The organism is Hoskinsella mucinilytica (assembly GCF_045223415.1).
GTDB classification, from domain to species: Bacteria; Bacillota_I; Bacilli_A; order Erysipelotrichales; family Erysipelotrichaceae; genus Hoskinsella; species Hoskinsella mucinilytica.
The window spans coordinates 51,077-76,637 of the sequence record NZ_JBEQZJ010000002.1; the positions used below are offsets into that span (position 1 = coordinate 51,077).

The following is a 25,561-nucleotide window of genomic DNA, read 5'->3' on the forward strand; positions in this document are numbered from 1 at the left end:
GTACATAGCTTTCATCTTTTCATTTATATGTTACAATGACACTAGAGGTGATTATATGATATACATCATTACCGGTGCTACACATACCGGAAAAACCAAGCTTGCTCAAACCTTATTGGAAACCTATCATATCCCCTATTTATCCCTTGATCATTTAAAGATGGGATTGATACGTAGTAAACAAACTTCCTTAACACCACAAGATGATGCTTTACTTGTTGATTATTTATGGCCAATCATAAAAGAAATCATCAAAACAGCAATTGAAAACAAACAAGATCTCATCATAGAAGGTTGTTATATTCCATTTACATGGAAACAAGATTTTGACCAAAATTACCAAACTGATATCCGTTATATTGCATTGGTCATGAGTGAAGCATATATCAAACAGCAATTTCAGATCATCCAATCCCATGCCAACATCATAGAGCAACGTTTCACCGATGAGCTATCTATGCAAACGCTTATCGAAGATAATCGATATTATCTAGAAGGATGTCAAACCTATCATCTTCCTTATCGATATATCCATGATCATTACGATCTTGAACATCCTACGTTAGAAGATCTTTTTGATTAAGATAACCGCTTCCTGAATCAATGAATTCGGTGTAGAAGCTTCATCTTATGAAGTATTGTTTTATACGACCGGTATTGCACAAACAACCGAACCAATTCTCATGAATGTTGATCATCCCTTTATATACAGCATCACTTCAAAGGATGGTATTCCTCTTTTCATCGGATATGTACAAGATCCCACAACTGCATAAAAGACCGGCAAGTTACGCCAGTCTTTGTTTTTTTATCTCAATACTTATTTCTTTTTTCTATGGAATTTCTGTTCGCTTTCCGGATCTTTTACAAAAGCCAAGAAGATTGCACCTAGTAACATCATTGGAATCAAACCAAGAATTCCATAACGTGTTTCCCCTGTAATCATGATAATAACAGATACTGCAATAGGACCTAAGATAGCTGAGAATTTAGAGAATACAGAGAAGAAACCAAAAAATTCATTGCTATCTGCTTTATCCGGAATTAATTTAGCAAAATAACTTCTGGATACTGATTGAATTCCACCTTGAAACAAACCAACCAATACCGCAACCACCCAGATAAAACTAGGATATGTTTGAATCATAGCTCCCGCTAAAACAACACCAACATAACCAAAAATACCTGAGTAAATCATTTTTTTAGATCCGAATCGACCTACCAATCTACCAAAATAAATAGAGGCAGGACAAGCAATGATATTGATAAAAATAACAACCACCAAACTCATGACATCGCCAATTCCCATTTCTGTTGCCAAAGATACTGCCATTTTGATAACTGTATTCACACAATCGATATAAAAGAAATAGGAAATACAGAATAAAAAGATATTTTTATTCTTCTTTACATCTCGAAAGGTATGGTATAAATGAGAGAAAGATTCCCTAACAACATGTGGTACCGGTTCATGATAATGTGTCTGTTTTACATTTTTCAACATTGGTCTTGAATAGATCAACCACCATATTACCGCCAATCCCATGGTAATACCACATGCCATACGATAGGTTAATGTAAAACTACCTAGAGCTAAATCCCCATTGGCATCTCCAAACAAGGTTACCGCTGCAAAAGGAATAATGAAAATCAAGAATGGTAATACACTACCAATATAACCCCATGCATATCCGGCAGCAGATACTTTATCAACACGATCATCGTCACAAACATCAACAATAAACGCATCATAGAAAATGATCGATCCATTATATCCTAACATTGCGATCACAAATATAACGATTGCCATCTTATAATCAATGAATGGAAGTGCCAAACCAAAACCACCAGCGATTCCAATAAACAAGAAAAACTTAAACATTTTCATTTTGGTATCTTTATAGTCTGCCATGGTTCCCAATACAGGTGATATCAGCGCAAGAATGATTGCATAAACTGCATTTGCCCACCCTACATAAACACTACTATCTCCTGGTGTAATTTTCGCAATCAACAAGGGGAAGATCACAGTACAGGTCGTTAATACCTGAGCACTATTTCCAACATCATATAAAATCCAGCTAGCTTCTTCCTTGGTAAAACCCATTTTTTTCAGCATCTTCAATAACATAAGGAAACCCTCTCTTTTCTCTTGATTTTATTATATCAAGTTTTTCATACCATTCCTATCTTCTTTACCATCTTTTCACAATTCTTATGTATTTTTTTTCAATCATTTTGAAACAACATGGATGGCTTTTCCTTCCATAAATGCTTGAATGGTTTCTCCCACAAGTCGCAATAATCGCTGTCTTGTTTCTAGACCACGCCATCCCATATGTGGTGTCAATACAACACGATCCATGTTGTAAAAAGGATGATCCTCTCTTGGAGGTTCTATTTCTTGCACATCTAATCCAGCACCTGCGATTACATCTGCTTCTAAAGCCATGATCAATGCTTCCTCATCAACTAATGCACCTCTTGATGTATTGATCAAAAAAGCCGTAGGCTTCATCAATCGTAGCGTATTTGTATTTATCAAATGCTTTGTTTCTGTCGTCAAAGGACAATGGAGAGACACGACATCACTTTGTTTCAACAAGTCTTCTAAAGAAACATAAGTGACCCCTTGACTATCTTTTGGTGTTCTTGTATACACCAACACCTTCATATCCAATACTTGTGCTATCTTAATAACCTCTTTACCGATATTTCCCTCTCCTATGATTCCAATCGTTTTATCATTCAATTCAATATGATCTACCATCATATGTTCCACAAAGTTACGATGATCCTTTTCAAACAGCATTCTTTGTTGTTTGGTCATAGAGCTAGCCAACATCAACATCAATAAAATAACCGTATGAGCTACTCTTTTGGTAGAATACGCAGGTGTATTGCAAACCATGATTCCTTTTTCCTTACAAGCAGATAGATCAATATTATTATAGCCTGTTCCTGCTTCACAAATCATTTTAACGTTTGATGGAAACTGATCGATCATCTCTTTCGTTATCAAATATTCCTTTGTTACAACAATATCCGCATCCTGAATTCTTTCTAATAGTTGCTTGGGAGTGCTGTCATCATAGCACGTTACGTTACCTGGTATACAATGGATATCCAACTTTCCATCATAATTAATTTTTCCTATATTCACACAAACAATATTCATTCTTCTTATTTTCCTTTCCTATCATAAAATTCCACTTCAATAGAGGATCGTTCCAGCTTCATAATGGCATAGCTTTTATCATTCCCATCCATTCCAAACAATAAAGATCCCGGATTTACAAGAGTGACACCATCTCTTATCTCATGTATTCGTATATGCGTATGTCCAAAACATACGATATCACATTGCTTCTTTTTCGCATAGCGTACAATATGACGATACAAGGTTTCCATGCATAGTTGCATGATATCACAGTCTTTATCTGTTTTCATTGCGAAAACCTCTTCTATCGTCTCAGCTTCAAACATATCTCCATGCGTACAAAGTATGCGATGCCCCATTACTTCAATGACTTTTTCTCTTGGAAGCTTTGTTGCCTTATCATGATTTCCTTTCACTATAACAAAACCATCCAGTTCTTTTAAATCAAACCCAATATCACCTAGATCAATCATTAGATCCGCATCGCTATGCTCATGAATTACTTCTCTTGTAGCATCTAGTTCTCCATGAGTATCACTTAATATTAATATTTTCATGACCATCACCTAAAATAATTATAACCTATTTTATTTAAAACGATATGCTTTTCTAATTAGATATTTTATCTTATCATTTTCTGTATCAATTTTTATCGCAATAATACATCTTTTTGAAAAAAACTGTTGCAATGTCAAAAATATGATGTTATAATATCAAAGCAAATGCGGGCGTGGTGAAATTGGCAGACACGCTAGACTTAGGATCTAGTGCCTTGCGCGTGCAGGTTCAAGTCCTGTCGCCCGCACCATTTTGTAAAATCAGCCTTGTAAAAAGGCTTTTTTTTATATCTTTTAGACAGTTTTATATGAATAAACAAAAGCTCCCTCACACTTATAAGGGAGTTTTTCATATTTATCTACTTCAACTATCACATAACAAGAAACCTAATCTAGCAAAATACGGATATATTAATTGTTCTACTTTATTGTTCTATTCATCACAAAAAATACTTTAAAAATTTATAGTACCTTTAAGGATAAACAAATGATTTACTGTTCAACCTTATCCTTATCTTTCTTCCATAATGCTTTTAAAATTGATCATAGTTTTACTCACATCATCCTAATGACGATTCCTATTTGACTAAATAAATGGATCTTCTACTTCTTTATATAGACTTCTTCCCTCTCACCATCATATCCAAAGTATCCCAAATGGTCTAATAATGAAACTATATTCACCTCTATACCTATGTAATATAACATATCGTTTGTAATTTATTAATTTCTTCCTATAAACAACAAATCTCAGTGAAGTTAGTAAAAAACAGAGGATGATATAAGCCTACCATCCTGCATCTTCCTCTGTTTATATTAATCTTTTGTTACAATGAAATTCATTGTTTCCGTTCCTGCATTTTTTTCAACTATCGTTCCATTGATTTCTACTTTTGTTTTGATCGTATAAGTGATACGATAAGTTCCTGTCTCTAAATCGTCTTTTAATTGATATGTCTGTTTATTCGTTTTCCAGCTTAACTCTTCTTGTAAGGTTCCATTAAATACATCAGATAAATTTAAATCCTCGTATTCCTTTGTATTAGGATTCTTTTTAGAAACAACCTGTTTTACAGTCACTTCACTTGTATCCGCACCACCTTGAGCCACCTTAGTAATCAACGCATTGATAGTTCTATCTGTCTCATCTATTTTGAATATAGGCTCATCAGGTGTAAGCATTTCTACAGCAATGGAATAGCGATAATCCTTTAATTTAAAGTTATATTGCACATTCGATACTGTTTTCGCCGAGGTATCACCTGGATAGTTTGCCAATGCTCCACTGACAAGTTCAATATCAAAACGATAGTTGCCAGATGGCACATTACTTAGATTATCCATGGATACATAAATATTTGATGTAGCCTCTGTCATTTGATCTGCAAGTACGACTGTTAAACTATCCCCTGATGTACTATAACGAACACCATTACTAATAATTTTCCACGTCTGTGGTATATCAATATAACGGTTCAAATCCTTGTTAAACAATTTCACTTTCACGCCCATCTGTCGCCCATCACCAGTGGTATCGATTCCTGCATTTGCATTTTGAACAGCAGTTTTTAAGTCTATTTGAAACGTCGTATTCATTGGGTAATCCGGTGTTAAAGTAACTGTCCCAGAAGCTTTCTCACTGCTTAATGAATATTCTTTCTTATCACCATGAACCGCAAATACGGTTGACATTGTTGCATTGTATACAGAACTACCAGAACTACTTACAGCATCGAGTGTTACAGTGATGGAATCTGCTGTAAATGTAGTTGCTTGTGCGAAGTCTATGACAAAGATGAAGTTTTCCTTTTGTCCTTTCTCTCTTACAGGTTGATACTGCGTATTCGCTGTTTCATTTTTGATGAAATTACTAAGATTGATCTGTGATTTACCGCCAGTAGGAACTGTGTATTCATAATATTCATCATGTGTTCCTTTTTTATCTACCATCAGAATCGTTGTTCCTTCCGGAAGTGTTGTTGAGAAAGATAATGTATGATCAGCAGGTATATCTTTTAATTGCCCCTGCCGTGCATATTGTAAAGTTACAGAACTCTCTTTTGATATTGTGATACCTACTTGAGGGCTTGCTGAATTATAGGTATATGTTTGTCCGGCTCGATCATATTTCTTGCCTGATTGTAACGCAACATCTGTATATTCTTGATGTTGTTCTCTTATGATATCCAAAGTCACATTCATTTTACCTGTTTCAATTTCTGAACCATCTGGCTGTAGTTTGATCATATCTATAGTAAATGTTACCTGCAGGGGTGCTGATGAATCTGTTGTGCTGATACCATCAAGATTAGAAAGATCCACCTGTATGATTGGATTTGCCGTTCCTCCATTAATAGAACGCATTTCCCCTTGATTGACTTCATCCACAACAATCTGTTTTCCAGTCCCATTACTACTTCCGACAATATAACCAGCTTTTCGCTGTTCCAACCAACCATTTTGTCCAGTGCTGATAGACAGACCTAACGTGGTATTAACATCATCTGTTGATGTTAATTGCCCTTCTTCTTTGATTGTGAATGTTTCAGATGATCCATTTTGTGTCTTAATTTGTAAGGATGAAGTATCCAAACGATAAATGGAACCATCTGCGGAATCTCCTTCAAGTTGGGCTGTTTTTCCTCCAGTAGGCTTATCTGACATGGTTAATTTTGCCTGTCTGTTAAGCAAAGCATTTGCAACTTTCCAGTTTCTCCATACTGTTCCTTCTTTATCATGCGTAGGTGTTATTTTTTCATGACATGTAATGCCTTGATCTGCATCTGTAGCATTAGCATAATAGAATCCACTGTCATCATCTGAACCCATACCACCTAGAATATAGATACCTTTTTCAAGATTATTACCATCTTTATCATAACGTCCTAATAAGGTAAAGCCTTTGACATCACCATAGCCCGGACGAGATACGTCCTCATTGGTACGCAATTCCAGTGCTTCTCCCTGCTGCATATAGATCGTATTGTTAATCGTTAATGCATTGGATGCTGTAGTTACATTCCCAGCACCATCTTGACTCTCAATACCTAATAATAGGTTCGCAGGTGTTTGCAGTTTGACTTCACTTCCATCTTTTAATATCAGATTTCCAATTCTATTCAATGAATATTGAGAAGTCGCAATCAAGTTTGCACTATCTGTTGTTCCGCTAATCTCTATCTTACTTTTTTCAATCGTTAGCGTATCTGCTCGCTGAATAGACAAGAGTGCTGCTTCATAATTCTTAAGAATAAAAGTACGATTTCCTGATACAACACATTTGTTTCCATCTCCAAACAAACTTTCTCCAACGTTGAATGTTGTGTAAGACTCTGCATCTACATTCACTTCTGCATCGCCCAATACATATGGGTTAGAAGCATCAAAGGAAGTTCCAGAAGCTGCTTTATTCCCACCTCCAAAGATTGACTGCATAATCGTGATTTCGTTACTTATAGGTTTAATACCTACCGTATTTCCATCTGCTGCAAATTTACCTACATGCACTTTGGTATTCCCTGACACGATTGCACTATCCGATCCACCGAAGACATTTCCTGTATCTCTATTTGAAGCAGTTCCTATTGTTCCACTGATAATATCTACATGTGTATCTCTTCCAACCGTACCTTGGCTTCCTCCACCAAAGACATTACCACTGATAGATGCATCTGCAATAACGATATAGACATCTTTCTTGACATTCGATGTAGCGCCAAAGCCGGCACCGTAGACACTTTCAGCAATCTTACTACCTTGTATCTCAATCAACGTTGAATCCTCGATACTACCTTCTTCAGAACCACCATAGACATTTTTCGCAGTAGCAGTAGCACTCATATTGATTTTTGTATTGAATACCTGTGTATTGACACCTTTTCCACCACCAAATACATTTCCTGTTACTTTTCCATTTATGGTTAGGTTTGAAACTCCTTTTACGGTTCCTCTTTGATTACTACCTCCGTAAATATTTCCCTGCACAATGGCACCTTCATCCACCGTGATGTAGCTATCACTCTCTGGCGCATTTCCAATCCCTGCATTCTGTTTATCTTCGATACCTACCTGATTTCCTGCTCCATAGACATTTTCATTAACGACAGAGCCTTCCTTCAATGTGATATGAGATGATGTAAAAGTTCTTCCTTCATCTCCACCACCATAGAGATTGGTTATCTTAGCACCATTATTAACGATAATAACAGGAGTATATGTTTTCGTACCATTACCAAGACCACCACCGTACACTGTCCCTACTGTACCATTGATCGTTAAGTCAACGTCTTCTACATCACCTGAATTATTAGAACCACCATAAAGACTTGTGACCTTCATAGATGGATTGATGATTACATCACTCTTTCCGGTGATACCAGCCTGATCTCCTCCTGCAAAGACCTTATCTATCACTCCTGTATCAGTGCCGTTATTTGTATTACCAACTGTAATGCTTGCATTTGAAGTCTGACCAAGATTTCCACCACCATAGACATTCTCTATTGTTGCATAGCCATCAATCTTGATCACAGGGCTTTCCGTTACTGTAGATTGACCATATCCACCACCATAGACATTGGTTACTTTAGGAATTGATCCTACAGAACCGTCTACCTGTATCTGTGGATTTTTCACAGTCCCATTATTATTGGAACCACCATACATATTTTGAACAGTAGCTGTAGAAGTTGCCTGAATCTTAACTGTTCCATCAACACCGGCTTCATTTCCGCCGGCAAAAGCATTTGTTACATTAGAGCCTGTATCAATGAGTACATTTGTATCAGTAACCAGACCTTTATTACCTCCGCCATAAACATTGTCGACAAAAGCATTTTGAGTAGTTATAGTAGGAGATTCTGTAGTTGTATCTGCTCCATATCCTCCGCCATAGACATTACCAGCATATCCTTTGATATTGATAACTGGAGCTTTTACAAGACCGGAAGAATTTGCGCCACCATACACATTACTGATTTTATTAGCACTATCAGAAGTAACTGTTATCGTTGATACTCCAGTAACATCAGCCTGTGTCTTATCAGTAGCATTTCCACCACCAAACACATTATCAGCTTTACCTGCTAGATTTAATATAGGAGAATGAACACTACCTGATGAATTACATCCGGCATAAATATTGCCAGCACTTGATCCAGCCAAAGAAGTGATCTTAACATCGCCAGTGATACTTGCTTGATCAGATCCACCAAAAGCATTCTTTACATATCCACCATTCAAATTAACAGTGGAATTTGTAACAGTACCTTTTTCTGAACCACCGAATGCATTTCCAGCAATATCTGCACCACTTTCAACATTTAATGTTGCATTTGTAACAGAAGTATTTTCTCCCTTACCTCCTGCATAAACACTATTTGCAACAGACCCCTTAATATCAATTACAGAAGTAGTCGTGCTACCTTTATTATTGCTTCCTCCGTATATGTTTGCACCAATGGTAGGAGAACCTGACAGACTTATTTTAGATGAAGGTACTCCTATATTGTTTCCTGCACCAAACAAATCACCATTGATACTTCCACCAGATATATTGATAGTAGAACTTCCTAATAATGTTCCTACTTCTCCACCGCCGTAAACATTTCCCTCAATAGTTCCACCCGTTATATTCATAGTAGTAGAACCTTCCACTCTACCATAAGATTCATAACCACTATCTGCAATACCTTTACCTGCACCAAATAGATTGCCTTTGATAGTACCCCCACTCATATTTAAAGTAATATTTCCAGTAGTTCTGCCTGAATTAGCTGATTGCTTTGCACCAATACCGCCGCAATATACATCATGATTGATTGTTCCACCTAAGATATTGAGAGTTATATTTCCATCTACTAAGCCATAATTTGAGTACCATCCTGATGAAATAAATTCAGAAAATCCATGACCACCTCCATAGAATGTATCAATGACAGCATCTCCCTCTACGGTAACAGTAGTACTACCATAAAATTTGGAGCTCGCTCCACCACCATAAAGTTGATTGATTTTACCACCTTTTATATTAGATTCCACATTGCCATATACATTCACATTGACATTCATATCTTTCCCCATTCCTGCTGTATATAGTTTTTCAATGCTTCCACCTGTCACATTAAACTGAACAATTTGTCCAACATGATAGTCACCAGTACTTGTTTGACCTGCACCAACTAAGCAATATATTTCAGCAGTACCAGATACATTCACAATGGCATTACCATAAGTTGTCTGACTTGCTGACGAGCCTATTCCAATTGCACCAAATTTTCCCTTATTTATATTCATTACAATACTAAGATATCTGCTGCTTGAAGTATTTGTCGCATTTCTTCCATCGCCTGCCAAACGTGCAAAATCGACACCATCGCTATTAGATGTAAAAACAACTGGATCATCTAGAGATAACCCATGTCTATAAGATGCATTTGACGGCATCCCTTGTAAAGATCCTGACCATCTACCCATTGCACAATCGATATTTTTTCTACCTGCTGGAAATCCAGCTGCTTGTGAATATTGTGTAAGATTAATATGATCACCAATGCTCGTCCCTTCATCAAAAGTAATATTATTTCCATTAGCTCCCCAGTTTAAACCATCTTTTGTTGAATCAATAACAAGATTTCTAAATCTAGTATCAGCTTTTAAATGGAAACTTCCAGAAAAACATAATATTACATCCTTTGTCGTACCTTGAAGTGTTGCATTTCTTCCTTCAGAAGTAGTATCTGGCCATCCATAATAACTAACAGATGTTTGATTATAATTGGATTGTATCTCAATAATATTAGTTTCTACAGTCCCATTAAGTGGTAAAACCGAAAATGCCTTTTCTAGTGTTTTGTAAGGTGATACTTGGGTTCCGTTGTTACCATCATTACCACTTGTCTGATTAACATAAACAATCGTAAAATCAGCCCATTGTGCTTCTAATTCTAGAGTTCCAGTTGTGTTTGCTGATAAAAGCCCTAGATTAAATTTTATCGTATCTGGTTTCACTATATCATTAACTGCAAGAGCCTTTCCTGAAGGATATGTAGCTGTAATTCCATTAATAGATGTTACTTTCCAACCTGTGAATACTTTGTTATTAGGTGCTGTAAACATATTTTTATCTGGCTCAAATTGACCTTCTGCATAATATTTCTTATCTGTATTTGAAGATTCTGTATAAGTAACTGTAATAGGTTTCGCCGCATCAATTCCAGTTATTTCATTTGTTGTAAAGGTTGTAGGATTAGCGACCGTTCTTGCCTTGCTTTGCTTTGATACAGAGATGATTGCTCTAAACAAAGAAGTATGATCATTTTCATTTGATTCTCTAATAAGTGTAGATTTTGTTTCTCCTTCAATATCTTTCCAATCACTATCTAAGGTCTTGATCTGCCACTGATAGGACATGACATATCCCTGTATATCAGCAATTTCGGTATCAGTTATCTTATTGAAGATAGAATAAGTTGTTTTATTTTCTTTTATTGATTGCCTGATTTCAGGTTCAAGAGTTGCTTTTGTTTCCCATCTTGAATTCAATAAAATAGTATCAATTGTATCATCAATTACCAACCGTTCCTCTTCATTGACTTCTTTTCCTTGATAGGTCCATCCAATAAATTTTGATTCATGTAAAGCATCATCCATACTTGGATTTGTTAATCCTGTTACTGGTTGTAATGGGACAAAAACAGAACTGTCAAATACAGGAAGATTTCTTGTTAAAACATCGTCCAGCTTTACCGTAACAAATCTTTCAGCTTTTTGATATCCGGCATCATTCATAACTTGAATAAAGGATGCATTACTATCTTCACACTCAAAACCACCATGAAGAGTAGAAAAGAATACATTACTACCCATTTGTTGTTCTGTGATTGTTTTCACTTCCATGACTGGGTCTATCGCTATACCCTTATCCTCCTCACTCGTGGGTTCGTTTCCTTCATTATCAATATCCTTTTTTTCAACATTTACAGAAATATCTGCTGATTTGAAATAATTAATGATCTTCATAAACTGAGGTGCATTCCTTTCATCACTTCCATAAAATGCACCATTACCAATATGAATCACGGTAGCCGGTATTTCCAATGTGTCATCCAACCCTTCACAGTTATAGAAAAGATAATCTCCAATTGAAGTGATACCATCTTCTATGACCACTTGACTGATCTGACTTTGATATTCTAATAATGGTGTTGTATCCGCTGTAAAGTTTCTGATGTCTCCTTCACCACTTAATGTAAGTGTTCCATCCTTTGTTAGTATCGCTTTTACATTATCATCATTAACACCTATTGGTATTGAAGCAATGATTTCTTCCTCTTGAAAAGCAAATAAATATTTATCATCATTTAACAATAATCCTAATAAGCTTCCTACAAGAAAAAGAGAAGCAATAAAAAGCTTTAAGTTTTTGTTGTGACTCTTCTTTCTGTTCATAATTTTAGCCTCCCTTACCTAATTGGATATCTGTCCAAGCACATCAATTCGTGCTGTTCTACCGTTTGCTGTAACTGTAAAATACTCACTTTCCTTTATCGTATCAGTCACAAAGAATCGGACAATATGACTGGAATCCTGCGCTAAATGAAATGTTGTGTTCTTGCCTGTTACATTTGAAAGAAGCTGATCTGTCGTATCGATCGTTACCCATGAAGGCCATGTGATTGCTACATTGGTTTCTCCTGCAACACCAATACGTATATCAATGTAATTATTATGCTTTTCTAATTCAGCATCAAAGGTCGTCGTTTTCTCAATCAACTTAAATTCTCCTAAGAGTGTCTGTGTAAAACCTGTGTTTTCAGAACTTGGTTTCGCAACCGCAGTTACTTTGAACGTATGATTAGTAGGTACATGTCCACCAGGAACAGTAATGATAACTTTATCCGTTGTTTCAGTTGCCGAACTTAACTTGAGGGTAGCTCCATTACTGATGTTTTGTTCATTTACTTGTAAATTTAACTGTGCATCATCTACGGTTATTGTGTAATCAATATCAATACTTGATGTTCTTAAGCTATCTTGCCAATTTCTAATATCAAGAACCACAGTATAATCTTTACTCATATTCCAATTATTCATTTCATGTGTCATGGCCGTCCCTTCCTGTAAGGAATCAGATGCAAAATAGAAATTTTCTGGTCTGATCATATGTTTATCTGACTTAGTCTCGCTTATAAATTTAGCGAATGAAACACCACCTAAGATAATCATAACAATTACACAAAGGGATAGTATTTTTAAGATAAGCATTGTTCGTTTGTTACCTATATTCTGCTTTTTCATACTTGTACCCCTTTCTTAACTCATTGCCTGTTTGGTTATTATTCTGATTCTGACATAGTCTATTTCGGTGCTAAGTTCTGATGCATTCTCAGACGATGGCCATTCTATTTTTAATTTATAAGAATGTTTTCTATCATTTAAATTAAGTGTTCCTGCCTTTGTTTCAGTATTTGCTTCTATGGTTTGACTGATCATATTTGTCGTATCTTCTGTAGGATTTGAATTAACAGGAGTAAAAGTAAATTTCAATGGGATATTACCTGTTGATTCAGCAATAAAGGTATAGGTCATTTTGACTTCAGCAGATCCTGTCGTATCATAATTAGCGACATCAAATGCTATTTCCGTAGAAGTTCCTGGCTGTGTTGGCATTTCTACATCGTTAATTTGAAATGTTGACGCATTTACAAATCTTGCAGTAATTGCAGTACCTTGTCCTTCCACTGAGGAAGCATAGCGTGCTAATGTCACGGTACCCATGACCAACAGTATCAACACTAATCCGATTGCTGTTTTCTGTATTGTTGTTTTCTTTCTCATTCTATTGCACCTCTAGTTCTTCCTCTCTCAGATACTACCTGATCTTATTTCTCTTTTACCGCTTCTTCTACATGTACTCCCAATTTAAGCTCAAATTGGGATTGATTTCTTCCTAGCTCGGTATCTGTTTCATTTGTCTGATCAAATGGCCATCTCCATTCCAATCGATATAGCTTTTGATTGTTCGTGCTCTTATGACCTATGATACCTTCGTCATATATGGTCAATGCTCCATTCTTCAAACTTTGCCATTTCACATTCTTATCTACCACACTATCGATACTTTGTATCTCTGACAGTCTATATTCTAATGGAAATTCTATCTCTGATACTTTTTGAAGCTGTATGCTGACGATTAGGTCCGTAGAGCGTTGATTCTCCAAGCAGAAGATATAACTTCCCTCTGACCCCGGTTGTATTATTGGAATATCTTCTTTATTTCTCTTTCCTGTATCAAAGAGATCCAATGCGGTTAATGGTGTTGTCATATCCCATGGACTTGTCCATCCTGCCTTGTTTTTACCTCGTACTATGTAACCTTCTGATGGTGAGATCGGTTCCTCTGGATCAGTATCATCTGGATCTGTTGGTTGATTAGGATCATCAGGGTCTGTTGGTGTGTCCGGTTCACTTGGTACGATCGTTTCTACATCACCATCCGGCTTCACATTTGATGGTTTATCTTTTGGTATCTCATTTGTAGTTCCATCTTCACCATTTGTGACTTCATCTCTTTCATCATTGATTTCTACATCATCCTTAGGGAATACGATGGTACCATCCCCTTGTATCACTACTCCATCTTCTAATTTGACACCATCCTTTGGTATATTGATGATCGTATTATCTGGCTTTACCATGTATGGATAATGCACGATATTATTGTTTTCCAAAACAACGGTTCCTGATGGTAGCACGATCTGCCCATCATCTACCTTTAGCTGTCCATCCTGTGTAAAGACCTTTCCTTTATCTGTTACTGCATAGCTGTTTTCAGGTAGTAACAGAAGCTTATCTCCATCAACTTCTACTTTCAGTTCAAGATATCGAATGGTCGTAGATAAATGAACCACATATTCTCCATCCTTGTTCTTTGTGATATTGAAATCTTTTCCCTGTTGTTTCTGTTCTACTGATATCAATGCTTTCGCAACGACATGATCCTCTTCATCCAAAACAGAAAGCGTATGTTCTGTTGGATCGACATCTTTGAATAGAAACCATCCATTCTTATCTGTCTTTGTTTCCTTCACTTCGGAATGTAGCTGCACACGACCGTTTTCATATACCCTTCCATCAGAATAGATGACCTGGCCTGATACATGAATGCTTCGTTTCTCTACAGGATCGATCGTTATGGTATCAACAACTGGAAGCTCTTCTGTATGATGATTCAGGATCAGACTAACGCCGATGCTTGAAAAAAGTAAAAGCAACAGTAATAAAAGAACTAGCTTTTTATGCTTTTTTCTCTCTTCCTGTTGAATGGTCTGTTCTGTAGTTTGATCTTTCAATTTATCATCCATAATCATTCTCCTGTTCTTCTCTCCCTTAGCAAAGCTCACAGAGCATTCTGTGGGTTTTGCTAAAGGGCAGTGCTGGCACAGGACACTGCTCCTTAGTTTTTGTGCCTTGATCTGATATAAGATAGTGATTGTACTTATGACGCTGATGCTGCCAACTGTGTTGCTTCTACCTTGACTGTAAAAGTTGCTGTATTTGCTGCTTTTCCATCTGTCGTATCAGCTGTGTTTCCAGTTGCCTTTGAACCATCATCAGTGCCTGTTTCAAATGCCCATGCCCATGTGATATCTTTTTGACCTGTTGCATCTGCTGAAGTTAGAGTACCTGACGTTGTATCTACAGAAATATCTTTAGAAACAAAATCTATATAAGCACCGTTTGCAGTTGTGAAATCTGATTTTCCCTTAGTTACACCATCACATGTGATTTTGAAGTTTGTTGGTAGTTTATTAGCATCATCTACCTTGATACTAATTTTAAGATTTGTCTTTACTTCAGTTCCACTCAGATCATAGTAAAGTGGAACGGTACCAGATGTCCCCGGTGCAATTCTTTCTTTGGCCACTGTAGCAGTAGTGGTTGTTTCACCTAATTTAAATTCTGTAATTGATTCTGCACCACTTGAACTTCCTGCCTTGAAGGCCCATTTAGCAGTAATTGCAGTTCCTGTACCTGTTACCTCACTGGCATACTTCGCAAGCGTTCCACTAGATATGCATGTCGTTACTAACGTTAGCGCAAATGCCGTCATGCCCAATCTTCCGGCTATGCTCTTCTTTCTCTTCATTTCTTTTTTCCTCCAATTTTTCCTTTATATGTAAACATCATCTAATGTTCTGTGCCAACCTATCAGATGTGTATTACAACGATTTCTTTTCATCTATTCTCTATCTGGTCTTTCTCTGCCTTCAGCTTCGCTAGCTCTGCTTCCAGTCTTTCCTTTTCCTTCAGCTGATCTTGTAATGCTTCATTCTCTTTTCTGCTGTCTTTTCTTCGCTTGAAGATGTCATACAGGATATAGAGCGCAAATGGGATTCCCAGACATACCAACATTCCTTGTGTGCTCTGCATGAACATCAGGATATTTCCTAAATTGGGAATACGAAATCCCTTATATACTCCTTGTATCTGTTCCGGATACACTGCCAATCGATCCTCTACATTGTTGTAGTCTCCCTTTGTCACATAGGCTGTCTTTCCTTCATGCTCCGTTACGCTGATGATCCTATGTGTCGTTGCCTTTCCTGATACCAGATACGTGATGACATCGCCTTTCTGTAGGTTTCCTGTATCTTCTGCTTTTTCTATGACGATGACATCTCCTGCATCAAAGGTTGGTTCCATGGATCCTGATAAAACGATCGCCGGTCGATAGCCCATGAACCCCGGCATATTCTCATTGTCTTGAAATCCATTGATGATGATCCCTAGGTTTACCACGATGATCGGGATGAATAGGATACATGCCATCACCCCTATCACGCTTGATAGCTTCATTTTCTTCATGTTCATAAGTTCCTTTCTTTCCTAATGTGTCATGCTCGTGCGATGTCTTTCCTTATCCTTCATCCACATCTGTTCGAACTGTTTGGATTCCATCGGTCTTCCTATCAAAAAGCCTTGTCCGATATCACATCCGATCCTGCTTAGGTATTCTAATTGTTCTTCTGTTTCGATTCCTTCACATATCACCGTCATATCGATCTCATGTGCCAGCTCGATCGTCTTCTCTATGATCGAACGGGATCGTTTATTGTTTTCGATACCATCCAACAAGCATTTATCGATCTTTAGGATATCTGCTGATACGACACTTAAAAAGTTGAGCGAAGCATATCCTGTCCCAAAGTCATCGATGGCTAATTGAAATCCTCGTTTATGTAGATTCGATGCCAGCTTCAACATCTCATCTTGTTGTTCTACGAATGCCGATTCTGTTAGTTCAAATGCGATATCTTCATGTGGTATCCCATATCGATCTACCGTCGAACAGAAATCTTCCAGGTATGTTTCATGTTCTATATGCAAGCGAGATTGATTGATGGATACCGGCTTTAGTTCCAATCCTTCATCCATCCATTCCTTCATCTGTCGACACAACAGCTCCAGCATATGGAAATCAAAGCTGATGATCATCCCATATTCCTCAAATACCGGGATGAAGTCGTTCGGTGGGATGAGCGTACCATCTGCCTTCTGCCATCGACATAGCGCTTCTCCTGAGATGATGCGATGGGTTCGGATATCAAATTGCGGTTGTATGTATAATTTATATTCGTCATTATGCATCGCTGGTATCGCTGCTTCTAATAATTCATTCTTTTGTATCATATTGTTCATCATCGCATCATCATAATAGACAGATTGACTTCCTGCCATATTTCTTGGTACGCTTTGTTGGGCGATCAATGCCTTATCCAACATATCGATGACATGTTCATGATGGATATCCTGTGGCAGATAGATCCCTGCTATGAAACAGATATCCATGTTGATCTTCTTGCTGATGCGCTTATCGATCAGTTTCATGCGTACCTTTCCTTCTCGATACGTCATCTCATCCTTGGTGAAGAATCGATAGGTCAACGCAAAGATATCTTTCTCTATCCTTGCACAGGTCTCTCCTTCTCGACATGTCTTTTTCAAATTCTTCGCTATGTTTTGTAATACCTTGTCCCCTGTGCCATATCCATGTACCCGATTGATATAACGAAAGTTCTTGATCCCAAACTTGATGATGGCATAGGAATCGTTGGGGTATTTCTTGAATATTTCTTCGGTATCATGAATGAAACCGGTCATGTTGCTGATGCCTGTTAGTGGATCGGTATTTACTGCATGATTCAACTTTTCATTCATTTGTGAGTAGGCTGATTGTGCGGCCTCGATATTAAAATAATTATGTTCCTTCAGATCGCTATCTGCTATGGAATTATGGATATGGATGACCTTCCATAAGTTTCTGTCCTTATGCCAGATCACGGAAAAGCGTAGAGGCATCTTCATCAGGCAAGTGGCATCCGATGAGGTCCTTGCGGTCAGGGTTACCATGACGATCCCCAGATCATCACTGATCTCGATCCCATGAAACCATGCGTTCTCTATCAGAAAATATCCATCATAGATCTTGCTTTCTTCTTTGAAGAACATCATTGCTTCTTCTTTATTGCTGCATACCTCATTGATCCCTGTACCTATCCAGCTGATATCCTCTGATAAGAAACCGGATAGCCCGGTATAATCTCGTTTGATGAAATACAATTCTGCCAATCGTTGGGTCAATATTTCCAGTTGATTCGTTATCGTTGTCGACACCACTATCACTCCTACCCTTTTTCCTTTGCGTCCTTCATTTGCTCGTGTTCTTTTTTCTATAATGTTCGATCACCATTTCATCTGCTTGTTCCTTCGTGATCGGCTTTCCCCGATAATAAAACTCGATCTCTTGATCTATATTGACCAGATGTGCGACACCGGCACTTCGATATTGCTCATGTGTGAACATATCCGGCAGTCTTGCCAATATCTTTCTTTCCATTGTGTCTTCCTCCCCTTAGCATTGATTCAACCAATCCCTTACATCGTTATAGCGCTCTTGTGATACCGGTATCCTGATCTCATTCTTCAGTATCAGTTCATAGCGGGATAAGGACATCGTATGATAGCGATTGACCAGGTAGCTCTTATGTACCCGCTTGAACATATCTTTGTTTTTTTCATTCAGCTTTTGTTCAAAATCAAGCAAGGTGATCCTTCCGAATACATCATTCTTTGCGAGATGGATCATGCAGTTCATATCGAAAGCCTCACAATACAAGATATCCGTGATATTGATGATATGATAACGGTTCTTTTGATCCTTGATGGTGATGGAGCCATTTTTCTTGATATCACGATTGACGAGCACCTCAAGATATCCTTTTGTGTATCTTCCTATCTGATGAGGGAAGATCTCACCATCTTGCAGGTTATTCATAGGATTGGATACATGGATGTGCATGATGAGGAGCTTATCCTTTATTTTCTTCCAAACGAAGGTGATGCGTTGCATATCACGATAGATCTCTCCTGAAGCACTTGTTGTTTGACCGGTATGTCTACCGGTAATGACACATTCATGGGTATCATGGGAAACACAGACATAAGCAAACGCAGTTAGTTCGATATCCGGTAGTTCCTTGGATTCTTGTTTCAGGACATCACCGATGACCTTTTTTCCTTCGTAATATTCTTCCGCACAGGAACCGATCCAGATACAGTTCTTATGTAAATGATCGATCGCAAGATCATCATCCTTGTGATAATGGTGCACCATGATCTCCTTGGTCAGTTCGATACAATGACTGATTTCTTCCTTTTTCATGTTATTTTCTATCTCCCTTTGAACAACGCTTTCACAACATAATGAGTATTATGTGGTAGATGAAAAAAATAGGAAAAATGAAACATAAAAAAAGCACCCTGAAGGATGCCAAAACGATCATGATAAGAAAGAAGATGACAAGAGAAAGCTGTATCTGATTTTTTCACAATACCGTTTTCAAGGCTTTTTTGCGCCTTTTTTTCTACTTTCATCATATATAAATCACACAAAAAGTGATAAAAACAAGATTTCCCCAAAATATTTTATTGTTTACCAATAACTATTGTTGAGGAAGATACAAAATGGTAAGATATTTTATGTAAAACGGTTACAATTTCATTTTTATAAAATTGTTACCTATATTTTTGATAAGAAAATATACAAAAAAAACAGTAATTTAAAAGGGTTTTTACTGATACATAAAACATATACCACATAATACTCATTATGTGGTATCGTTATGATATCGCAAGATCTCGAGAATCATGAAAGAACAGTCCCATACGATCGAGGATATTCTGACATTTCTTAAGGCAGGTCTTTGTATAAATACGTGTAGTTTCCATACTGGAATGACCTAGGATATCCGCAAGACGGACTAGGTCTTTTTCGATAGCATAGAACGTAAATGCAAATAGATGACGCAGATTATGTGGATATACTTTTTCCTTATTGACTCCTGCTCTTTCACATAGCCTTTTCATCATGGACCAGATATTACTGCGATCCAAGGGATTCCCATGCTTCGTGATAAATACAGGACCGGAATGGATATGATGCTTCTTACAATATTGAAGCAAGGCCTGTTTTAACTTTTTAGGAAAAATGATTTCTCTGAACTTACCTTTGTTATGGACACAGGCTGAACCATGTTTCAATGCTTCTACAGTGACGTATTGATGCTCACTAACACGTATTCCGGTTCCACAGATGGTTTGCATGAGCATGAAAAGCTGGATGTTTCCAACTGCCAGTGCTGTATCTAACAATCGTTGATATTCTTGTTTTGTAAGATTGTATTTGTCATCATGAAAGATCCTTCTTTGAATCTTCTGTAATTTTACTTTGCATTCGCTCATTCCCATATAGGTAAGCAGACCATTGATTGCGGTAAGCATACTGTTGATACTAGAAGGCTGATAAGACTCTACAAGTGATTGTTTAAAAGCAATCACAACTTCTTTTGTGATGATTTTATCCTCAGGAAGATAGTCATAAAAACAATGGATATCTCTCATATATTTATCAATGGTGGCCTGACTACGTTCTTCTTCGGTTAGATAGCTTTTATATTTTTTGATCGTTCCCAAACATATTTTTTTCATTTTCATCTTGTATCAAATCCTCTTTCATATTCTGGTTTTATCAAATTTTACCATATTTCAGAATTTCGTTTACTGGTAAATTTTACCAAATTATAAGCATATATAAATAACGTTTGGTTTGTGAACAACGTGTAATGAACAATATGAAAATAATTCATAAATGGATCATGTGAAGACATAGCGTTCATACCTGAGCTGATTCATCTCTCTTAGTAACATTATTCTGATTATCTGTCCTTCTTCATAACAGTCATACATAATGAAGTGGTATGAAATCTTTATCGGTTTTTGACAGAAAATTATAGAATCATGTGTTTTCATAAATAGAAAAGATCTTGTTCTTATGGAACAAGACCTAAACCTTAAATCAAACCGATCAATTGTGCAATTTCAAGATTACATTTTAGTACATTGACTTTCTGCTCTCCTAACACACCAAATGATTTTTCTTCTGTATTGCTATTCACGATTTCTAATAATTTTTCTTCAGATAATCCACTAGCCTTAGCTATTGCGGGAATCTGAATAGTAGCTGATTCTACTGAGATATGTGGGTCTAAACCTGATCCGGAAGCAGTTAATAAATCACCGGGCAAATCGGTTTCTTTTACTCCAGGATTAGCTGCAAGAAATTCATCGATATCTTGTTGAACTCGTTCTTTTAAAGCCGGATTTGTATTTCCATAATTATTTGAACCACTGGCTATTCCTGCATAATCACCGTTTTTCTTATCTTCTTCAGTATATGTGTTATAATTCACAGCACTTGGACGACATTTAAAGAGACGTTTATCTGTAAAATCTTGTCCAACAAATTCTGATCCTATGTCTTTACCATTCACTGTTATGAGTGATCCATTCGCTTTATCATGAAAAGCCAATTGAGAAACACCTGTTAATGCCAAGGGATAAAGCAAACCACACATGACCAGCATTACAACCGAAAATATAAACGCTCCTTTAAAATAATGTAGAAATGTTTTCATAGCATCCTCCTAAAAACCTAACATCGCCAATATAGGCGTAATAATAATATCGATTAGTTTTATACCAATAAATGGACATATGATACCACCGATACCATATATCATCATGTTGCGTCCTAACATACGAGATGCAGACATAGGTTTGTATTTAACGCCTTTCATTGCTAATGGAATAAGACATGGAATGATGATGGCATTAAAAATCAGTGCGGATAAAATAGCGCTATATGGTGTTGAAAGATTCATGATATTCAATATCCGCATTTGAGGAATGGCGATCGTAAACATTGCAGGAATGATAGCAAAATATTTTGCGATATCATTTGCAATACTGAATGTTGTTAAAGAGCCTCGTGTAATCAATAATTGTTTACCAATTTCCACTACTTCAAGGATCTTTGTAGGATTACTATCTAGATCTACCATATTAGCTGCTTCTTTAGCGGCTGATGTTCCGCTATTCATTGCCATTCCTACATCAGCTTGTGCTAACGCTGGTGCATCATTGGTGCCATCACCTGTCATAGCAACGATTTTTCCTTCTGCTTGTTCTTTTTTTATTTCTTTAATTTTATCTTCGGGTTTACATTCAGCGATATATCCATCAACACCTGCTTCTGCAGCTATTGTAGCCGCTGTTAAAGGATTATCTCCGGTACACATGATGGTACGAATACCTATATCACGTAATCTTTGAAATCTTTCAACTAATCCTGGCTTAACTGTATCTTTTAAATAGATCACACCAAGAATCTTCTCATTTACACAAACAACCAATGGAGTTCCCCCAAGATTGGATATGCTCTCTACTTTTTCTTTTAGATCCTTTGGAATATTTCCACCAAGTTTTTTTACATACCCTTCGATTGCATCACCTGCACCTTTTCTTATGATTGTTGCTCCATTATTCATATCAATACCACTCATTCTAGTATTGGCGGAAAATTCAATAATTTTAATTTCTTTCTTTTGTTCAAAAGAAAGATCAACTTTGATTCCCATTTGTTCTGCAAGCGAAATCACAGATTTTCCTTCTGGTGTATCATCACTTATTGAGCATAATGCAGCATTATAAATCAATTCATCTTTGGTTATTCCTTCTACGGCGATAAATTCTGATGCAAGACGATTGCCATACGTGATCGTTCCTGTCTTATCAAGAATCATCGTATCAACATCACCACAAGCTTCCACTGCTTTACCGGACATTGCGATAACATTAAAGCGAGTAACACGATCCATTCCAGCTATCCCAATTGCGGAAAGAAGTCCGCCTATGGTTGTTGGAATCAAACATACAGTCAACGCAATTAGAGTAGAAATAGCAATACTTGCTCCTGTATACTTCGCCATTGGATATAGGGATACAATGACAATCATGAAGATGATCGTTAAACATACGAGTAAAGTATTAAGTGCAATTTCATTAGGTGTTTTCTTTCTGCTTGCACCTTCTACAAGAGCAATCATTTTATCCAAAAAGGAATCACCCGGTTCTGAAGTAATGCGTACCTTGATCCAATCAGAAACAACTGTCGTTCCTCCGGTAACACTATTAAAATCTCCTCCACTTTCTTTTAATACAGGGGCGGATTCTCCTGTAATCGCAGATTCATCAATAGAGGCGATTCCTTCAATGATTTCACCATCATTAGGAATGATTTCTCCGATTCTTACCATGACGATATCGCCTTTTTTCAATTCGATCGCACTTATCGTTTTTTCTGTTCCATCTTCACATAACAGATGTGCTTTGGTATCCTTTTTTGTTTTCTTTAATGATTCCGCTTGAGCTTTACCTCGTCCTTCCGCAACAGATTCTGCAAAATTCGCAAATAACACAGTAATCAATAAAATAATGGAAACTATCAGATTGTATACACGCAGATTCTCCCCATCATCCCCAAATAAATTCGGAAAAAAGACAAGAAGTAAGGATACAAAGAATCCGATTTCCACGACAAACATTACAGGATTCTTCATCATGTAAGCAGGATTCAGCTTCGTTACCGCACCTATTAGAGAAGACTTTAAAATATCTTTTGTTACAAATTTTGTTGTTTGTTTTTTCATAGACATATGCTCCCCTTTCTTAGAACCACAAGGTCAGATATTCTGCAATCGGACCCATTGCCAGTGCTGGCAAGAATGTCAATGCAGCGATAATAAGAACAACAAATACAAGAATAACACTGAATGACATCGTATCTGTTCGTAATGTACCAACAGTTTCATTCATATAACGTTTTTTGAGTAATGAACCTGCGATTGCTAATTGTATGATAATAGAAAGATATCGACCAAAGAACATTGCAAGTCCTGTAGTTATATTCCAAAAGCTGGAATTATCCGCTAGTCCTTCAAAACCTGATCCATTATTGGCAGCAGAGGAAGAATACTCATATAGAACTTGGGTCAAACCATGGAATCCTGGATTAGTGATTCCTTCCATACCTTGTTGACAGGATACAGCTAATGCAGAAAATCCTAAAATCAATAGTGGATGAATGATAATACAAAGAGCTGCTAATTTCATTTCTTTTCCTTCGATCTTTTTTCCAAGATATTCGGGTGTTCTGCCTATCATCAATCCACAAATGAATACCGCTAAGATTGCATAAATTAGCATATTCATCAAACCAACGCCGATACCACCAAATACCACATTTAACATCATATGAAGCAATGGAATCATACCGCCAAGTGGGGTTAACGTATCATGCATATTATTAACGGTACCTGTAGTAAATGATGTCGTTACCGTAGTGAATAGAGATGATTGAGCAATACCGAAGCGTACTTCTTTCCCTTCCATGCTGCCCATTGTTTGGGAAATCCCCAGCTTTTCTAGAATAGGGTTACCTTGAGACTCTGCCCAGAAACATACACTCAAACCAATCAGAAAGATGATTCCCATTGCGATGAAAATCGTTCTTCCTTCGTGTCCGAAAATGATTTTTTTCCGTTCTCCGCCTTTTCTTTCTAAATGGCGATCATATACCATATGTCCAAAGGCTATGACACAAGAACCTGGAAGTATCATCATAGACAACAATTCCGCAATGTTGGAGAATATTGTTGGATTTTCTAATGGTGTTGAAGAATTAGCACCTAAGAAGCCGCCTCCATTCGTACCAAGATGTTTGATAGATTCTAAGGCAGCAATAGGCCCTTGAGCAATATCCTGAAGTTTACCTTCTAATGTTGTAATCGTTAGATTTCCAGACAGTGTTTGTGGTACACCTTGAGAAACAAGAAACAGTCCGACAAGAAAGGATACCGGAATTAGGATACGAGTCGTACAACGAACCATATCAACATAATAATTTCCTAGTTTTCTTCCACATAATCCTCGTACCATCGCCATACAAGCTGAATAACCGGTAGCTGCAGATGTAAACATCATGAATATAATAACCAGCATTTGAGATAAGTATGATAGTCCAGATTCACCAGAATAATGTTGAAGATTTGTATTTGTCATAAAGGATATGATGGTATTATAGGATAATGTTTGTTCCATTCCATCGATTCCATTTGGATTAAATAATCCAATTGATTGTATTCTTAAAATAATGTATCCAACCAAAACCATGACAGCATTAACCATCAAGAGTGTTAATGCATATTTTTTCCAACCCATATCTTCAGTATCAATTTTAAATATTTTATAAATAAAATTGTCTACATGATTAAATACGGGATCAGCAAATGTTTTGTTATTCGTAGCAAGATGATAGGTATATTTCCCCATCGGAATAACAAGAATCACAAACAATGCTAATGTTAACCCAATTTGTAACATAACG

18 protein-coding genes and 1 tRNA gene are annotated in these 25,561 nt (G+C 37.0%); 3 read left to right on the top strand and 16 right to left on the bottom strand.

Annotated features, from left to right (window positions below; all coding sequences use genetic code 11):
• Positions 1-55: 55 nt before the first annotated feature.
• Both UGRO018_RS00985 and UGRO018_RS00990 read left to right on the top strand, forming a co-directional pair.
• Positions 56-583, top strand: a complete 528-nt coding sequence (locus UGRO018_RS00985; protein WP_416324577.1) for an adenylate kinase — start codon at positions 56-58, stop codon at positions 581-583.
• A gap of 16 nt (positions 584-599) precedes the next feature.
• Entirely contained in the window at positions 600-776 is a 177-nt protein-coding gene (locus UGRO018_RS00990) for a serpin family protein (RefSeq protein WP_416324641.1), read from the top strand.
• A gap of 44 nt (positions 777-820) precedes the next feature.
• Here UGRO018_RS00990 and UGRO018_RS00995 read toward each other — a convergent pair whose 3' ends face one another.
• The 3 genes from UGRO018_RS00995 to UGRO018_RS01005 all read right to left on the bottom strand — a co-directional run bounded on the left by UGRO018_RS00995 (position 821) and on the right by UGRO018_RS01005 (position 3,717).
• Positions 821-2,131, bottom strand: a complete 1,311-nt coding sequence (locus tag UGRO018_RS00995; RefSeq protein WP_416324578.1) for an MFS transporter — start codon at positions 2,129-2,131, stop codon at positions 821-823.
• 102 nt (positions 2,132-2,233) lie between these two features.
• Complete coding sequence (locus UGRO018_RS01000) at positions 2,234-3,178, bottom strand: NAD(P)-dependent oxidoreductase (RefSeq protein ID WP_416324579.1); 945 nt, start codon at positions 3,176-3,178, stop codon at positions 2,234-2,236.
• Positions 3,179-3,183: 5 nt separating this feature from the next.
• Positions 3,184-3,717: a metallophosphoesterase family protein gene (locus UGRO018_RS01005; protein WP_416324580.1), complete on the bottom strand. Its 534-nt coding sequence runs from the start codon at positions 3,715-3,717 to the stop codon at positions 3,184-3,186.
• 167 nt (positions 3,718-3,884) lie between these two features.
• Between UGRO018_RS01005 and UGRO018_RS01010 the strand changes: the two genes are divergently transcribed.
• Positions 3,885-3,968: transfer RNA gene (locus UGRO018_RS01010), tRNA-Leu, on the top strand.
• 565 nt (positions 3,969-4,533) lie between these two features.
• Here the strand turns inward: UGRO018_RS01010 and UGRO018_RS01015 are convergent.
• The 13 genes from UGRO018_RS01015 to kdpA all read right to left on the bottom strand — a co-directional run bounded on the left by UGRO018_RS01015 (position 4,534) and on the right by kdpA (position 25,557).
• Positions 4,534-12,165, bottom strand: a complete 7,632-nt coding sequence (locus tag UGRO018_RS01015) for a leucine-rich repeat protein (protein ID WP_416324581.1) — start codon at positions 12,163-12,165, stop codon at positions 4,534-4,536.
• An 18-nt stretch (positions 12,166-12,183) separates the two neighbouring features.
• Complete coding sequence (locus UGRO018_RS01020; protein WP_416324582.1) at positions 12,184-13,014, bottom strand: hypothetical protein; 831 nt, start codon at positions 13,012-13,014, stop codon at positions 12,184-12,186.
• 15 nt (positions 13,015-13,029) lie between these two features.
• Complete coding sequence (locus UGRO018_RS01025) at positions 13,030-13,554, bottom strand: hypothetical protein (protein WP_416324583.1); 525 nt, start codon at positions 13,552-13,554, stop codon at positions 13,030-13,032.
• 44 nt (positions 13,555-13,598) lie between these two features.
• A complete protein-coding gene (locus UGRO018_RS01030) occupies positions 13,599-15,080 on the bottom strand; it encodes a carboxypeptidase-like regulatory domain-containing protein (RefSeq protein WP_416324584.1) in 1,482 nt (493 codons plus the stop codon).
• 134 nt (positions 15,081-15,214) lie between these two features.
• The gene (locus UGRO018_RS01035) at positions 15,215-15,865 is read right to left on the bottom strand and encodes a hypothetical protein (protein ID WP_416324585.1); all 651 of its coding nucleotides are present in this window, start codon (positions 15,863-15,865) and stop codon (positions 15,215-15,217) included.
• Between the two features lie 89 nt (positions 15,866-15,954).
• The gene (locus tag UGRO018_RS01040) at positions 15,955-16,584 is read right to left on the bottom strand and encodes a signal peptidase I (RefSeq protein ID WP_416324586.1); all 630 of its coding nucleotides are present in this window, start codon (positions 16,582-16,584) and stop codon (positions 15,955-15,957) included.
• A 21-nt stretch (positions 16,585-16,605) separates the two neighbouring features.
• Positions 16,606-18,393, bottom strand: a complete 1,788-nt coding sequence (locus UGRO018_RS01045; RefSeq protein WP_416324587.1) for an EAL domain-containing protein — start codon at positions 18,391-18,393, stop codon at positions 16,606-16,608.
• Between the two features lie 34 nt (positions 18,394-18,427).
• Entirely contained in the window at positions 18,428-18,616 is a 189-nt protein-coding gene (locus tag UGRO018_RS01050) for a hypothetical protein (protein WP_416324588.1), read from the bottom strand.
• A 15-nt stretch (positions 18,617-18,631) separates the two neighbouring features.
• Positions 18,632-19,441 carry a LytR/AlgR family response regulator transcription factor gene (locus UGRO018_RS01055; protein ID WP_416324589.1) on the bottom strand — a complete coding sequence of 270 codons (810 nt, stop codon included), beginning with the start codon at positions 19,439-19,441 and terminating at the stop codon, positions 18,632-18,634.
• A 458-nt stretch (positions 19,442-19,899) separates the two neighbouring features.
• Positions 19,900-20,772: a tyrosine-type recombinase/integrase gene (locus tag UGRO018_RS01060; RefSeq protein ID WP_416324590.1), complete on the bottom strand. Its 873-nt coding sequence runs from the start codon at positions 20,770-20,772 to the stop codon at positions 19,900-19,902.
• A 356-nt stretch (positions 20,773-21,128) separates the two neighbouring features.
• Positions 21,129-21,752, bottom strand: coding sequence for a K(+)-transporting ATPase subunit C (locus tag UGRO018_RS01065; protein WP_416324591.1), 624 nt, complete (start codon positions 21,750-21,752; stop codon positions 21,129-21,131).
• 9 nt (positions 21,753-21,761) lie between these two features.
• The gene (gene kdpB, locus UGRO018_RS01070) at positions 21,762-23,825 is read right to left on the bottom strand and encodes a potassium-transporting ATPase subunit KdpB (RefSeq protein ID WP_416324592.1); all 2,064 of its coding nucleotides are present in this window, start codon (positions 23,823-23,825) and stop codon (positions 21,762-21,764) included.
• 19 nt (positions 23,826-23,844) lie between these two features.
• Positions 23,845-25,557 carry a potassium-transporting ATPase subunit KdpA gene (gene kdpA / locus UGRO018_RS01075; RefSeq protein WP_416324593.1) on the bottom strand — a complete coding sequence of 571 codons (1,713 nt, stop codon included), beginning with the start codon at positions 25,555-25,557 and terminating at the stop codon, positions 23,845-23,847.
• Between the last annotated feature and the right edge of the window lie 4 nt (positions 25,558-25,561).